Annotated in this window: 16 protein-coding genes and 1 pseudogene; 9 read left to right on the forward strand and 8 right to left on the reverse strand. The window is 60.6% G+C overall.

All coding sequences use genetic code 11. From position 1 onward, the window contains the following. Positions 1-16 precede the first annotated feature (16 nt). The 3 genes from ACOGI7_RS04990 to ACOGI7_RS05000 are packed head-to-tail and all read left to right on the forward strand — an operon-like array spanning position 17 to position 2,745. Positions 17-850 (forward strand): SDR family NAD(P)-dependent oxidoreductase, encoded by an 834-nt coding sequence (locus ACOGI7_RS04990; protein ID WP_419850813.1) that lies wholly within the window; start codon positions 17-19, stop codon positions 848-850. Positions 851-895: 45 nt separating this feature from the next. After that, the gene (locus tag ACOGI7_RS04995; protein WP_419850814.1) at positions 896-2,104 is read left to right on the forward strand and encodes a phytanoyl-CoA dioxygenase family protein; all 1,209 of its coding nucleotides are present in this window, start codon (positions 896-898) and stop codon (positions 2,102-2,104) included. A 47-nt stretch (positions 2,105-2,151) separates the two neighbouring features. Next, entirely contained in the window at positions 2,152-2,745 is a 594-nt protein-coding gene (locus ACOGI7_RS05000) for a hypothetical protein (RefSeq protein ID WP_419850815.1), read from the forward strand. Position 2,746: 1 nt separating this feature from the next. Here the strand turns inward: ACOGI7_RS05000 and ACOGI7_RS05005 are convergent. The 4 genes and pseudogenes from ACOGI7_RS05005 to ACOGI7_RS05020 form a co-directional block, all read right to left on the reverse strand. After that, positions 2,747-2,977, reverse strand: a pseudogene (locus ACOGI7_RS05005) (UGSC family (seleno)protein); the annotation flags it as partial. Between the two features lie 12 nt (positions 2,978-2,989). Then, entirely contained in the window at positions 2,990-3,295 is a 306-nt protein-coding gene (locus ACOGI7_RS05010) for a hypothetical protein (protein WP_419850816.1), read from the reverse strand. 18 nt (positions 3,296-3,313) lie between these two features. Beyond that, entirely contained in the window at positions 3,314-4,354 is a 1,041-nt protein-coding gene (locus tag ACOGI7_RS05015) for a hypothetical protein (RefSeq protein WP_419850817.1), read from the reverse strand. A 4-nt stretch (positions 4,355-4,358) separates the two neighbouring features. After that, complete coding sequence (locus ACOGI7_RS05020) at positions 4,359-5,435, reverse strand: amidohydrolase family protein (RefSeq protein ID WP_419850818.1); 1,077 nt, start codon at positions 5,433-5,435, stop codon at positions 4,359-4,361. Between the two features lie 67 nt (positions 5,436-5,502). Between ACOGI7_RS05020 and ACOGI7_RS05025 the strand changes: the two genes are divergently transcribed. Both ACOGI7_RS05025 and ACOGI7_RS05030 read left to right on the forward strand, forming a co-directional pair. Then, positions 5,503-6,405, forward strand: a complete 903-nt coding sequence (locus ACOGI7_RS05025; RefSeq protein ID WP_419850819.1) for an LLM class F420-dependent oxidoreductase — start codon at positions 5,503-5,505, stop codon at positions 6,403-6,405. A 2-nt stretch (positions 6,406-6,407) separates the two neighbouring features. After that, positions 6,408-7,265 carry an MBL fold metallo-hydrolase gene (locus ACOGI7_RS05030; RefSeq protein ID WP_419850820.1) on the forward strand — a complete coding sequence of 286 codons (858 nt, stop codon included), beginning with the start codon at positions 6,408-6,410 and terminating at the stop codon, positions 7,263-7,265. Between the two features lie 9 nt (positions 7,266-7,274). Here ACOGI7_RS05030 and ACOGI7_RS05035 read toward each other — a convergent pair whose 3' ends face one another. Next, a complete protein-coding gene (locus ACOGI7_RS05035) occupies positions 7,275-8,132 on the reverse strand; it encodes a TauD/TfdA dioxygenase family protein (protein WP_419850821.1) in 858 nt (285 codons plus the stop codon). A 59-nt stretch (positions 8,133-8,191) separates the two neighbouring features. Beyond that, entirely contained in the window at positions 8,192-8,536 is a 345-nt protein-coding gene (locus ACOGI7_RS05040) for a carboxymuconolactone decarboxylase family protein (protein WP_419850822.1), read from the reverse strand. Positions 8,537-8,851: 315 nt separating this feature from the next. Between ACOGI7_RS05040 and ACOGI7_RS05045 the strand changes: the two genes are divergently transcribed. Next, entirely contained in the window at positions 8,852-9,034 is a 183-nt protein-coding gene (locus ACOGI7_RS05045; protein WP_419850823.1) for a YbaK/EbsC family protein, read from the forward strand. Beyond that, positions 8,956-9,255: a hypothetical protein gene (locus tag ACOGI7_RS05050; protein WP_419851541.1), complete on the forward strand. Its 300-nt coding sequence runs from the start codon at positions 8,956-8,958 to the stop codon at positions 9,253-9,255. Before ACOGI7_RS05045 ends, ACOGI7_RS05050 begins: the two co-directional genes overlap by 79 nt. 239 nt (positions 9,256-9,494) lie before the next feature. Here ACOGI7_RS05050 and ACOGI7_RS05055 read toward each other — a convergent pair whose 3' ends face one another. Beyond that, on the reverse strand, positions 9,495-11,975 hold the full coding sequence (locus ACOGI7_RS05055) for a DEAD/DEAH box helicase (RefSeq protein ID WP_419850824.1): 2,481 nt from the start codon (positions 11,973-11,975) through the stop codon (positions 9,495-9,497). Between the two features lie 657 nt (positions 11,976-12,632). Between ACOGI7_RS05055 and ACOGI7_RS05060 the strand changes: the two genes are divergently transcribed. Further along, a complete protein-coding gene (locus tag ACOGI7_RS05060) occupies positions 12,633-12,911 on the forward strand; it encodes a prevent-host-death protein (protein ID WP_419850825.1) in 279 nt (92 codons plus the stop codon). Continuing rightward, a complete protein-coding gene (locus ACOGI7_RS05065) occupies positions 12,908-13,327 on the forward strand; it encodes a type II toxin-antitoxin system VapC family toxin (RefSeq protein ID WP_419850826.1) in 420 nt (139 codons plus the stop codon). The genes ACOGI7_RS05060 and ACOGI7_RS05065 overlap by 4 nt, the downstream gene beginning before the upstream one ends. Here the strand turns inward: ACOGI7_RS05065 and ACOGI7_RS05070 are convergent. Continuing rightward, positions 13,305-14,135: a YhjD/YihY/BrkB family envelope integrity protein gene (locus ACOGI7_RS05070; protein WP_419850827.1), complete on the reverse strand. Its 831-nt coding sequence runs from the start codon at positions 14,133-14,135 to the stop codon at positions 13,305-13,307. The two genes, ACOGI7_RS05065 and ACOGI7_RS05070, sit on opposite strands and share 23 nt — an antisense overlap. Between the last annotated feature and the right edge of the window lie 2 nt (positions 14,136-14,137).

The raw sequence follows: 14,137 nt of genomic DNA on the forward strand, positions 1-14,137 counted from the left end.
GAGAGGAGTTGCAGTTATGAAGGAGCTCAAGGGCAAGGTCGCGGTGGTTACGGGGGCGGCCAGCGGGATCGGCTTGGCCATGACCAAGCAGTTCGTCTCCGAGGGCATGCCGGTGGTGATGGCCGATGTGGAGGAGGAGGCGTTGGCGGCGTCGGCTTCCCAACTTCAGGCCGAGGGTGCCGATGTGCTGGGCGTGCTGTGCGATGTGAGCGACGCGGCCTCGGTGAACGACCTGGCCGAGCAAACGCTGTCTTCATACGGCGGGGTGCATGTGGTGTGCAACAACGCCGGGGTGGGACCCGCCGGGCTGATGTTGGAGACCACCCCTGAGGAGTGGGAGTGGATCGTAGGGGTGAACGTGATGGGCGTGGCCCACGGTGTGATCACGTTTGCCCCGCTCATGGTCGAAGCGGGGGAGGGCCACATCGTTAACACTGCGTCGGAGGCCGGTTTGGTCACCAACACCGCGCTGGGCATGTACTGCGCCACAAAGCACGCCGTGGTGGGATTGACCGAGTCGCTGTGGCGAGAGGTGCACCCCCAGGGTGTGGGGGTGTCGTGCCTGTGCCCCAATCTGGTGGACACACGGATCTTCCAGTCGGAGCGGAACCGACCCTACGACGCCGAGCTGACCGCCAGCCAGAACGCCATTTTGACCCCGATGCGGGAGATGCTCAGCGCCCGGGGTATCGCCCCCTCCCAAGTGGCCGCCAACGTGTTGGATGCCATCGTGGAGGATCGGTTCTGGGTGTTCACCCACGACATCACCCCGGAGGCGGCCGCGGTGCGCTTCACCGACATCGAGGCCCGTCGCAATCCCACTGACCCCTATGCGGGAATGGAGTTCTAGCGGTCGCTTCGGGGTCCTTCGCCAGCGCTGGGCTAAATTCTCGTCATGGCTGTAGTGGACCACGCTCCCCGTCTTCCGCTGTTCGACACCCTGGACTTCGAACAATTCCATTCTGATGAGCTGCCCCGGCGCTTGGCTGAGGGCAACGGGGCGCTGGCCGCGAGCATCGGCGCAGGGGCCCTGGTCAAGAGCTTCGCCTGGCGGCTGACCGATGGCCGGTCGGTGACCTATGTGGTGGGCGACGGTGAGGTTGAGGTCCGGCCCGGCGACGACGCCGAGCTGGTGGTGGAGGTCAGCGAGCAGAACTGGTCGAACTACGTGGCCGAGCTGTGGACCTGGGTCGGCCTGCTGTATTCCGAGGCCGCCGAGATGGTCCGGGGCGATTTCGGGTTGTTCGAGGACTTCGAGCCGGTGCTGTTGGCCATGTACCACGGCCGTCCCCTGTATGAGGGATGGGAGCCCACGGTGGATCTGTCCCGCAGCTTCACTCTGGACGACGACCACGAGGAGATGAGCCGGTATCTCAATGAGGCTGGGTTCCTCCACATCCGTGGCGTGTTCAGCGCCGAGGAGATCGACACTTTGCGGGCCGAGGTGGAGCGTCAGCGCGGCGAGGCCACCCCCGACGACCACCGCTCCTGGTGGGCCATTAACGCCGACGGCGAGGAGGTGTGCTGCCGGGTGACCCACATGGACGACCGCAGCGATCTGATGCTGAGCCTGATTGGCGACCGCCGTTTGGACGCCATCGGTGCCCTGGGAGGAGACGACTTCGCCGCCTATCCCGAGCGGGGCGACGGCGTCTCGGTGGTCATCAAGCTGCCCAGCATCGTGGAGGGCATGGCCGATCTGCCTTGGCACCGGGACTGCGGCACCGGCGGGCACTCCATCACCTGTCCCACGGTGAGCATTGGCATCCAGCTCGACGAGTGCTCTGAGGCCAACGGCCAACTCCACTATCTGGCCGGTTCAAGCGACTCTTCCAGTCGGTCTCGACACGTGCGTGACGACTGGCCCACGGTGGCCATCAACGCCTCACCGGGCGATGTCACCGTCCACTACGGCCACACCATGCACGGTGCCCCGCCCCCCACCGCCGCCCCCAAATCCGGTGGCCGCCGCACCATCTACGTGGGCTACCACAAGCCCATCTGGGCCGAGTTCATCCCCCCCGGCCAGGGCTACAACGACATCCTCTTCAAAGACGGCGGCCGCATCCTCAGCCCCGAAGAGTTCCAAGAGCAGAACAGCTAAGCATGCCGCAACCCATGTAGCTTGAGCCCGCGTTGAAGGTAACCGATATGGCTGAGTGGAATCCAATAACTGGCTTCGTGGGTAAAGGGCTGACTGCGGCTTTTGCGATTATGTTGACAGGGTTGAGCGCTTTGGCTGGGTATGGCTGGCATGTTACGGAATCGAATGGCATGGGACTCGGATTTGCTCTGCTCTTGTTTGGTGCGGCACTTTTTGCCGCACAGTACTATGACGTCAGTCGACACAACATAGGAAGACCTCCATACCTGACACACTTGGTCATGTCCGCGGCAGCTGTGTTCTTTGGAGTGCTGTATGCCGTTCAGATCAATAGTGGAACACTCAGCTTGTTTGTGCTGCTGTTGGGACTTATCGGTGCGTTATCCTTTGCGGTTCTAGCTGGCATGTCGCTTAAAGGAACCGACGTTTACACACACAATTGGAAGGCACCGTTATTTGTACTTCCAATGTTCATGTTCTTTTGCTTGAACGGAGCAAAGACATCTGATGAAGAGGGTCGAGTAAGAGAATTCCTTTACCGCGACACCCCAATAATGTTGGCAGTTGCTGTTGCCTTGCTTCTTTTTATACGCCCTATTCTCAAGCAACAGGAAATAAAATATAAGGTGACAAAAGGTTAAACTAATCGAGAAATAGTTGGCAAATTATTTCCTCCAAGTGGGGCTCGAGTTTTTTGGCGATGGCGTCGGTGTCTTCGCTGAGGTAGTCGTGGGGGATCACCACCCGGGGGACGTCGGGCATGCCTAAGGAGCGGGCCACGGTGTCGGCTGCCAGGGTGAAGGGCTCAGTGACCACGGTGACAGTGGGGATGCCGAGCCTCTCCAGGTTGACGGCGTCGAGCACACTGCCCGACGTGCATGAGCCTCATTTGGCCAGGCCGTTGACCACCCCCGCGCAGGCTCGGAACGAGGCCAGCATGTCGTCGCCGGCGGGGCGGCTGAGCACCGGCTTGTGCTGGCGGACCACGGCGGTCACGTCCAGTCGGTGGCGGAACTCCTGCTCCATTACTTCGGTGTAGCGGGTGAAGTCGGGGCCAGACGAGGGGTTGTACTCGTTGACCAGGAAACCGATGGTCAGCGGCCCCTGGGTGTGGCCCCGACGGGACGCCAGCGCGCCGTCGTTGATCACCACTTGGCCCCGGGGATCCACCAGCTCACCGCTCAACTTCACACTCCAATCCTGCCAGTTCTAGCCATCCAGCGCTCGGCTCACCGCGTAGCCGCCTAGGTTGCCCCAGCCGGCGCACACCGCCATCCAGGGGATGGACTCCGCCCCGGTGACCATCACGTGGATGTCCTCGGGCCGCTCGGTGATCGGCACCAGCGTGTCGGGATTGTCGGTATCCACCCAGTCGGGCCACCACGCATAGGGAGGAACGCTGGGGGAGAGGAGGTCGCCGATGCGCCGCCGGGCCTGCTGCCAGAGTTGCTCTTGCACGGCGGCCCGGTCGTAGCTGTTCTCGGCCATGTGGCGGGCTTCGTTGGGGGTGAGCACCACCAGGGTCTCGCCCATGGTGTGGGTGTTGTTGCACCCCTTGATGGCCATGGCGTCGGCCAGTTGGGCCAGGCGGTTGACGGGCGTGTCGTCGGTGCCCCACATGGCCACACTGGTAGGGGACTCGCAGGCGAACACGGTGATCCCGCTGGCCGCGTCGACGCCTCGGGCCTGGTGCAGAGGGGGCCACGGGCTGGCCGGCGACTCGGCTACGCAGAAGGCGTAGCGGCCGGGGTGGCCGAACACCTCTTTGACCGGCTCACCGGGGGTGGCGCCGCCGGCGTTCCACAACAGCAGCTTGACGGCCCGACCGATGGCCGCGTTGGCGTGGGCCCCGCCACCGCTGAACACCGATTCGGTATGGGCCATATCGAGCTGCCCCACGATTGGTCCCGACACGATGACCAACGGCCAGCACGGATGGGTGGTGGTGACCACCCCCCGCAGGTTGAAGCGGTCCTCCATCATGGCCTCGACGGCAGCCAGTACCACCTTAAAGTGCTCGGGCCGACAGCCGGCCATGGCCGCGTTGGCCGCTACCACCTCGACGGTGGCCGCCCCGCCCCTCGGGGGGATGGCCCCCAAGAGCAATCCGGGGTCCCGGCCCGACGCCTCCACCAGGGCATCAACTGTGGCCCGGGTGGGAGGATACACCGGCAAGCCGTCGGTCAGCCCCTCGGCGTGGGCCAGCGCCACCCACTCTTCGACGGTGTCGGCAGTAGTGATCAGGCTCATGTGCTCAATCCCACCCGAAGAGCCGCTTGGGGTTGGTCTCGAAGATGGCCTGTTTGTGGGCGTCGGCCAGGTCGGGGCGGTTGGTCACGCCGGTCACGCTAGTGGGGAAATCGCTGTCCCAGTGGGGGTAGTCCGATGCCCACACGATGATGTCGCAGCCGATCTGCTCGATCACCTGGGGCAGGCCGTCCTCGCCCTCGGTGGATACGAACAGCCTCCCTTCGGCCAGGTACTCGCCGGGCGGCTTGGTGATGGCGTCGAACTCGTGGCTTCGGTACTCATAGTGCTCGTTCAGGCGCTCCATGGTGTGGGGAACCCAGCCCACGCCGCCTTCCAGCAAGGCGATCCGGAGCCGCTTGAACCGCTCGAACACCCCGCCGCAGATCAGGGTGGTGGCCGCGAACATCAGGTTGAACGGGAACTCGATCACGTGGAGCTGGGCATAGGCGTCGGTGAACCGGCCATTGGCGAACCGGCAGCCGCCAGCGTGGAAGCCCAAGGGCACGTCGAGCTGCTCAGCCAGGTGGTAGAGCGGGTCGTTGTCGGGGTGATCGGGATTGCGGTCGCCCACCGCGCAGGGAACGGTCAGCGACACGAACCCCAGCTCGGTTACGCACCGCTCGGCTTCGGCCACCGCCTCGCCCATCCACTTCAGCGGCAGCGCGGGAGTGCCCCGCAAACGCTTGGGGTCGGCCGAGCACCAGTCGGCCAGCCAGTTGTTGTAGGCCCGACAGCAGGCCACAGTCAGCTCTTGGTCTGCTCCGGCATACAGGCCGAGGGACATCGCCCCGTACAGCACGGCGACGTCGATGCCCTCGGTGTCCATATCGGCCAGCCGGAGCGAGGAGTCGACCCCGCCCTCCCGGAGGGTGGTGGACTCCCGGATGCCCTCGGGGGCCCAGGCCCCCACACCAGTGCCCGGGGGGATCACCTTGCCCTCGATCACATAGCGGGTGGTGCCCCGCTCATCGGTGATCATCCGGGGCCGGCGCTCGTGGAACCGGGCTGGGAGGTACTGCTCCCACAGCTCGTCGGGCTCGAACACGTGGCCGTCCACGTCGATCACCAGATGCTCCGGCATGCCATGAAGCTAACCCGTCAGCCAGACAGTGGCCCGCGCCGGGCGGGCAGGGCGTAGTCTGCTGCCCATGGTCAGTCTTGGAGTCCTTCCCCACATGCACGAGTCGGTGGTCACCGACGCCCGCTGGATCACCCAATTCGCTCAGGCGATGGACGAAGAGGGAGTGGAGTCGATCTGGACGGTGGAGCACGTGGTGGTGGCCAACAACTACGAGCCCCGCTATTCGTACTCGGAGTCGGGCCGTATGCCTGGCGCCCCCGGCGTGGTGATGCCCGACCCGCTGGAGATGCTGGCGTTCATGGCCTCGGTCACCGAGCGGGTGCGGCTGGGCACCGGGGTGGTGGTGCTGCCCCTGCATCCGCCCGCGGTGATGGCCAAGCGGGTGGCCACTCTCGATGCCCTCAGCGGCGGGAGGGTGATCCTCGGGGTGGGCAGCGGCTGGCAGATCGAGGAGTACGCCGCCTGCGGGGTGCCCTATGAGGGCCGAGGGGAGCGGCTCGACGAGTGCATTGGCGCCCTGCGGGAGCTGTGGGCCCCCGGCTACCGCACCTACGAGAGCAACGCCGTGAGTTTCACCGAGTGCGAGAGCCTGCCCAACCCGGCCCAGCCCGGCGGCCCGCCCATCGTCATCGGGGGCAGTACCGGCCGGGCCGCCCGTCGGGCCGGGAGAATTGGCGACGGCTTCTACCCTTACGTGATCTCGCCGGAGGACTATGCCGACCGGGTGGCCACCATCCGGGCCACCGCCATCGAGCACGGCCGGGACCCCGACGCCATTGAGATGACGGTGTGGCCGGGCAGCTACCAGCTGGGCGGGTCGTTCGACTTGGGCCTCATCGAGAGGTACGCCGAGTCGGGCCTCGACCGGCTGATCGTGTCGGCCGCCGAGTCGGGCAGCACCGACATCGACGAAATCCGCCGCTTCGTCGGCCGCTACCAGGCCGAAGTGCTGGACAAGATCGGAGGATAGCCATGGCGCTAGTCACACAGGTCGGCGATGTGAAGGTGATGCTGGTGCGGGAAACCCTGCAACCGGTTCCGGCCGAGGGAATGTATGTGGAACCCGACATGGCGGTGTTCGAGGCCAATGCCGACTGGCTTCGGCCCTATTTTCTGGACGACGAGGGCAATATGCCGCTGTCTATCCATGCTCTGGTGCTGGAGTCGGAGGGCCAGACCATCATGGTGGACACCTGCATCGGCAACCGCCCCATCGAGATGGTCCCCCAGATGAGCCATCTGGGCGAAGGATTCCTCGACGAGTTGTCCGCGGCCGGCTTTGAACCGGGCGACATCGACATCGTGCTGTGTACCCACCTGCATTTCGACCACGTGGGCTGGAACACGATCCTGGTCGACGGGGAGTGGGTGCCCACCTTCCCCAACGCTCGGTACCTGTTCGGTCGCACCGAGTACGAATACTGGGACTCCGGTGCCGAAGGAGCGGCCATCACCTTCGGCGATGCTGTTCGCCCAGTGCTGGACGCCGGCCTGGCCGACCTGGTGGACAGCGACCACCAAGTCACCGGCGAGATAAGCCTGGAGCCCTCACCGGGCCACAGCCCCGGCCACGTAAGCGTGCGCATCTCATCGGCGGGCCAAGAGGCCGTGATCACCGGCGACCTAGTCCACCACCCGATCCAGTTCACCGCTCCCGAGTGGGTTATGACCGCCGACGACGACCCGTCAAGAGCCTCCGAGACCCGCAGAACCTTCCGCGATCGCTACGCCGACTCCGGCATCCTCATCTTCGGCACCCACTTCGCCGGCCCCAGCTGCGGCCACTTGTCCAACGCCGACGGCCGCTGGGTATTCACCGTCAAGTCGTAGCCAGGAATCTCAACTTCCGGCTACGGAGGCGCGGGACATCACTCTTCGGGCAGGGTGGTAGTCGTTGATGCCGTAGTGCTGCACGGCCTGGTTGTCCCAGATCACCACGGTGTCAGGGGACCAGCGGACCCGGCAATGGTATTCGGGGATCTCGGCTTGGCGGCAGAGCAGGTTGAGTAACTCGTCGCTGTTGTCAACCGGTGAACCGTCGCGGCCAACCAAATCAGTGGTGAAGCCGGCGTTCACGAACAGGGTGAGTCGTCCAGTGCGGGGATGAGGGCGGGCCACCGGGTGGACAGCGGGCGGAACTTCGGCCCGCAGCTTGTCCAGATCGTCCCCGTACTTGTCGGCGTAGGCCCCGATGCTCCAGTCGTGGCGGGCTGACAGGGAGGTCAGTCGGTCTTGAAGATCAGGGTCGAGGTTGTCCCAGGCGGCGGCCATGTCGGCGAACAGGGTGTCGCCCCCCACAGAGGGAATCTCGATGGCTCTCAGGATGGTACAGACCGGCGGGTGAGTTCGAAACGTGCCGTCGGTGTGCCACATGTTCTCCAAGCCGACCACGGTGTCGTTGCGCTCGAAGGTGATGGCATCTGTTTGGGCGGCGGTGCCGGGATTGGGGATCAGCTGATCGTCGGTGAGCGGTCCCCAGCGAAGGGCCAGCGCTCCCTGGGCAGCGACATCGATGGGCTGACCTCGCACGATGAGCACCTTCCACTCCAGCAATGCCTGATCGAGCTCCGCGAACAGCTCGTCGTCCACATCCTCCAGGGACAAGCCGGACAGCTCAGCCCCGATAGTGGGGGCCACCGGTGAGACCTCGAAACGCCGGAACTGGGCTGGCATCCAGCCCTCCGGCAACCGTCGCATGACCCGAGGACCAACGGAGTGGCGGCGTATGGATGCCATTGTGATCGATAGGTCTTCTCTCAATCAGCGGCGTCGCGCTCGGCGAATATGTCGGTGGCGATATCGAAGGCCTTCATGGCGGCGGGGAAGCCGGCGTAAATGGCGGCTTGGATCATGACCTCGCAGATCTCTTCCCGGCTCAGGCCGAAAGAGTCCAAGCCCATGATGACGTGCTCGCGGATGGCAAACTCGTTGCCCAAGGCGGTCATCATGGCAATGGTGGCCAAGCTGCGCTCCCGGCGGCTTAGAACAGGCCGACCCCACACCGCCGACGGCCCCACCCTCAGCATGTCCATCACGTCATCGCGAACTTCCTCGGGAATCGGCAGGCGGCTAAGCACATCAGGCTGGCGAGGTTCAGTCATAGCCCGACCGTACTCCACGCCTGTTTGCGATGGCCCATCTCATAAGGTGACGCCGATGGCCAGCGGGTTAGGGCGGTTTCGGGCGGCAGCCGAAGTGCTAGGTGTTCAGGTGGAGCCAGTGAGGTATCCAGAGGGGACTCGTACTGCGGCAGATGCCGCCGCGGGGGGCTGTGAAGTCGGACAGATTGTGAAGTCTCTGGTGTTCGCCACTCCAAGCAGGCTGGTGTTGGCGCTGACCTCGGGGGCCAACCGAGTGGACACCGATCACCTAGGCGAACTGCTGGTGAGGAGATCACCCTGGCTGATCCAGAGTCGGTGCGAGCAGCCACCGGCTTTGCCATTGGAGGAACTCCGCCGTTCGGGTATCTCACTCAACTGTTTACCTGGATAGATGAGGACTTGCTGGTCTACGAAACCGTGTGGGCCGCAGCCGGAACCTCGGATTCCTGCTTTTCCATGTCCCCCACAAGGCTGACAAAGATCTCGAATATGGGATAACCCACAGCAGCCCTATAGGCCGCACCAGCAGATCACTGAACGTGCGATATACAGAGCACAAAAAGAAAGACACCCCCGTGGGCAGGGCAATCCGGCAAAAGGGACCGGACAGGGCGTTCGTGGTTGAGGAGTGCGACACGTTAGAGGAAGCCAAGCGGGAAGAAGCGAAACTCATTATCATCAACAGGCTCGTAGACGGTATCCACCTCCTGAACGACTGACGCCCTTATTCATAGCTGTTCACGCAATTGGGATTGTCCACGTTCGCTATCAGCAGGCACTCCAGGAGATTTTTGGTGCCGGCTTCCCCGTCCCGTGCAAGCAGGGCCCCTCATTCCCGGCCAAGTCGATGACTGGATAGCCTAGGATCTTGTTTGCCATCGCAACCTCATTCTCTCATTATCTCTCTTTATCTGTTCGCTTAATGACATCGCACCACTGTCCGATACAATCTTGAAGATCACTGACGCGCATGAGCGGAATATCTCAATACAAACAAAGAAGCAGTGAACCCATGGAAAACAAGGGCTTCAGCAATCGTTTCTTCACTTGGAAAGATTGAATTGGCAACAATCGAAGTAATATATTGCTCTACAGCGGCACATAGTTTAGTCAAATTCGCGGCGTCTAGTATTCGCATGCCTGCGATAGGTGTGGCATCCGTTGCTAGTTGACCGGAATGATGAATGCTCATTGGGGTGGCCTTGCAAGTGTTATCATAATTCTGAGCAAACCAGCTCATGGATTGGGAAAGTTGCCCCATGTCGCGCTTCCTCAATTCCGATATGGAACCGCTTTTGCATTCAATTACAAGGAACTTAAGAGCACCCATGCTCCATAACACATCCGGTCCGATTCCATATTCCTTTTCAGGCCGTTGCGCATTGAATCCGAGCAGGAAGCCCAATTCTTCAACAGCATCTTCGAATTCGTTAACTCGTTCGGGGTCAAATTGAAGGCGATCTCGTAAGTCACCATAAAACAACAATAGATCATTTTGACTTGGAAAATTGGTAGACAAATAGGAATATGCAGCCGCGGCTTGATTTAATGCAGCCGGCGTACGTTTATAGCTAACTCCGTGTACTGGTCGCAAGACTCTTGGATTGAGTCGAATGGCACCAGCTAGTGCCTGTTGTGCTTGCACGGGGTCAATCGGGTGCATAAAGGTGGCGAGTTGCTCCTGCAACCAGCCTTTGGACTTTTGGTCCTCAGTGGCCTCAATGCCGTCCCTCAAGTGTTCGCAAGCGACATCATATTGACCAATGCATGCAGCTTCAAATGCATTTCGCAAGTGAAGCGAAAAGGGTTCCGTTGTACCGGTGTCGTCGTAGGTCACACCAACTAGGCAATTGCCGCTAACAGTGAGCCAACCTTCATCGCGGTTCAGGCATTGCTCAACGGCACCTTCAATATCATCAATGCTGCAACCTTGTATCTGCTTTGCTACATTCATCGATAGATCGAATTGTGCACGAGTGGCAGGACTAAGCTTCGCACGCATTTCAGGCCTGGCTAAGGTACTAGATAGGCTTGAGCCGAGAAGAAGGACAACGCAATAGTCCCTAGCACTTCGCACTCCACGGCCCATACCTTGTTCAATCTTTTGAAGTTTACGGTGGGCTAGTGTGGGACTTCCTCCAAGCAATTCGGACAGTCTCCGCTCAGAGTTATTGAGAGCTTCTGGCAAGTTGTCGACGACTAATATTCTGCAAGCATCATCTGGTAAGTCAATGCCATCGTATTTGTTTACAAGTACCACTAAACCAACGTGGCTGCTCTTTAATCTATCCACTACGTCTGCGATCTCATCCGCTTTTGCAATTACGTCTGCGTAGTCGTGCCAAGCAATGGACCGTCTGTAACTAGGTACCAAGACAACGGTATTGTAGCGATTAGCCAGGGACCGGACTAAGTCTTGAATTTCAGATTCGTCTATCTGAGGATTCACTTCAAGGGGAGAGAGAATGAAACGGTCTCCAATGTCTGCGGCACTATTAGGTGTAATGGGGTCGAGGACAGCCTGTTCGAGGACCCCAAAATGTGTCACGAGAACACTTTCATCTGCGAGAGTGGCTGTCAAAAATATATGTCTGTTGGCATCTTCGAGTTTAATGACTTTGTTTGTTGGCGGGCAGAAGGGCCTAATTTCTAAAGAATCACACGAGTATATTGCCTGACAAGCAGGCAAGATATCCTTTACAAAAGGCCATGTGAAACGTAACTCATCGTCATCCTTATGGCTCTGCAAAACTGCCATTACACGGGCATGATGGTCTGCCCAAGACGCTATTGGAACTCGGATAGTGACGCCAACGGTCTGATCTTCGAGATCGGCAAGGAGCGCGGCATGCTGTTTTGATATTTCGGTGCGAAAGATTTCTAAAATCTCGGTGTATGCTTCGTGATCGTTCGGTATGATGACAGTAGTCTGCTGCTCTACAGTGTTGACGCAGGCGTGGGCATCGTCAATTACAACGGAGCCAATTGGTACAGGTTCGGTCCGCGTGCTGCCAGGCCCTCCAAAGATCGATCGCCCATTGACTATCCTATATATATTTACTATGCCTATTGCCTGTGAAGACAGATATTGTGTTGATTTTGGATCATCGGTCCAGGGTATGCCCAGTTGGGTAGCTTGCTGTGCTGCTTGATCGGCAAGGAAGTTGTCTGGAGCAGCGTAGAGAGATGGCCCGAAACCTTCATTCATGCTACTTTGTAGAGCGAGCAAGCCCACGACAGTCTTTCCGGTTCCGGTGTTCATTTTGATGACAATGTCTCGCTCTTGTCTTCTCTCATACCAGGAATCCAATACTTGTCCCTGCACATCCCGCAGGTATTCGAATTCAACTGAACGACTATTTAGGGATGTAAAGATATCTCTTGGATTGATTACAGTGTGCTCGTGAGACGCTTGCAACCTTGTGAAATCAATGGACATTACGGCTCCAAATGAGTTATGCCTTCTTGGGGGTAGGCAGCAGGGCGACAAGCGACCTCTGTGGACTGCCCGATGGCGGTATTTGTGTTTCTGTTGAGAATCTGGGTGTGTGTCCTTAAGGAAGGATGATTGTATATCACCTGGATGTGGTTTGCCAAAGTATTAACTTTCGTTTCGGTGGCCACTAGATGTGAAGAGTTGACGGAGGTGAGTTGTGGAGCGTAAGCCGTTGCGAAAACGATGGCAGGGTAGTCTGCTGTCAAGAAAATGGGAAGATTGTTTGGGTATGGCGAGGAGAGCAACTAGGGATGTGGGGCAGGTGTGGCGAAAGGGACTTGCGTCGAGGCTGCCTCTTTCTTGTCTGCCATCGGGAGGCGGAGATACGGGTGGGGTATGGGCGGAGGCAAGAGGAGTGGCCTGAGCTGGCGCCTTGACGGTGACTGTGGAGAGGACGTTGCCTCCGGGGGCACATTCCACTTCGGCGTTCTGTTCGTACTTCCCAGCTAAATTGTAAATTGACTTAGTTCTGCTGGTCTGTGGTGCCTTACCTGCGGTTTCGACGCTGCTCCAGCGGATTTTGCCCGGCACGAAATCGTGTGGACCAGGCGAGACTAAGATATGGTCTAATATAAACTAGATTACTTAAGGAGATGTCTGATGGTCAAAGCTGATTTGGGGAGTACCTGGACCGTGGCTGAGGCGAAGGCGCGGTTGTCGGAGGTGCTGCGTCTGGCTGAAGAGGAAGGGCCGCAGCGCATTGGGGTCAGGAAGCCGTGCATCGTGGTGACTGAGCACCTTTGGCTGGAGCGTGCCCCGGAGCACAAGCACATGGGCCGCTGGCTTGTTGAGAATATGCCGCGCGGTCTCGATCTAGAACTGCCCGATAGGAGTGAACCTGATCGTGAGGTCCCCTTTCTTGATTGGGATAAGGGGTGAGCGGATACCTCGTCGATACCAACGTGGTATCGGAATTGGTGGCGCCTGACCCGGACTCAAATGTCGTCGCCTTCTTGAATAGCCAGTCCGTCCTATGGTTTTCGGCCGTCGTCGTTCACGAGCTCCAATTCGGCTTGCATCAACTTCCAGAGGGCTATCGCCGCAGCCGGCTCCATTTCGTTCTGATGGCGTTTGTCGACAGTTTTGCCGACAAGATTCTGCCGGTAGGGCGACGAGAAGCTGAACAGGCGGCAGCCTTGAGGGGCCAGGCCCGTCAACAAGGCAGGACAATTCACTTGGCCGATGGGTTCATCATGGGTACGGCTCTTGTTCACGGGCTTGATGTTGCAACCCGAAACGTTGGCGACTTCGCCGATTATGGGATTGATGTCGTCAATCCGTGGGAGCCGGTGTAGGCCAGTCGCGCTGATCGAGGGCGCCGGCGACTGCGGCGCCGGCGGTTACTCCGCAGGCTGCGGCCCATAGCCAGCTGAGGGCGGCCAGGGTTCCGGCGGTGGCCACGGTGATGGCGGTGCCGCCTATGGTCCAGTTCACGGCTACTGCGGCTATGGCCGATACCACTGAGAACCAGAGGGCCGACACCAAGCCGCCGATCAGGTGATGGCGCAATGGCTGGTGGGGGCAGGACATTTTCTGCACCAGGGAGAACACGGCCAATGCAGATATGAAGCCGACCACTGGGGCCAGCCGGGGGTCGACCCAGACCGCTATGGCGGTGGGCCCGGCGATCAGCGGAAGCGCGCCCACCAGGAGCCAAAATCCGGTGAACCGTTCCAGCCACCACGAGCGGCGGGGGGCGCCTCGCACCCGGCGTACGGCCCGGCAGGCGGCGGCCGCGGCCCGCATGGTGCCCCATACTGCAACCACTGCGGCGATGGATGTGGCTGCCGGGGGAGCGGAGACCACATCGGCGAACTCCTCGCCGATGGTGCTGTCCACATCGCTGAGCGCGGTCTGGCCGGCGTCGGCCAGCCACTCGTTGAACCGGTCGGCTATCCGGTCCGATACCGCCCGAACTGTGGAAGCGATGGCGGCGGCGGCCACTGCGGCCGGAAACAGTGATACCGCCGACCAGAAGGCGATCTCCGCCGCTCCGGTGCCGCCTTCGCCCTCCCGCCAGCACGAAACGGACTGCTTGGCCAGGGAAACGGCCCTCGTGAACCAACTCTCAGCAGCAGCCGACGGTGCCTCGTCAGCGCCCATCA

The organism is Candidatus Poriferisocius sp. (genome assembly GCF_965204145.1).
Classification (GTDB): Bacteria; Actinomycetota; Acidimicrobiia; order Acidimicrobiales; family Bin134; genus Poriferisocius.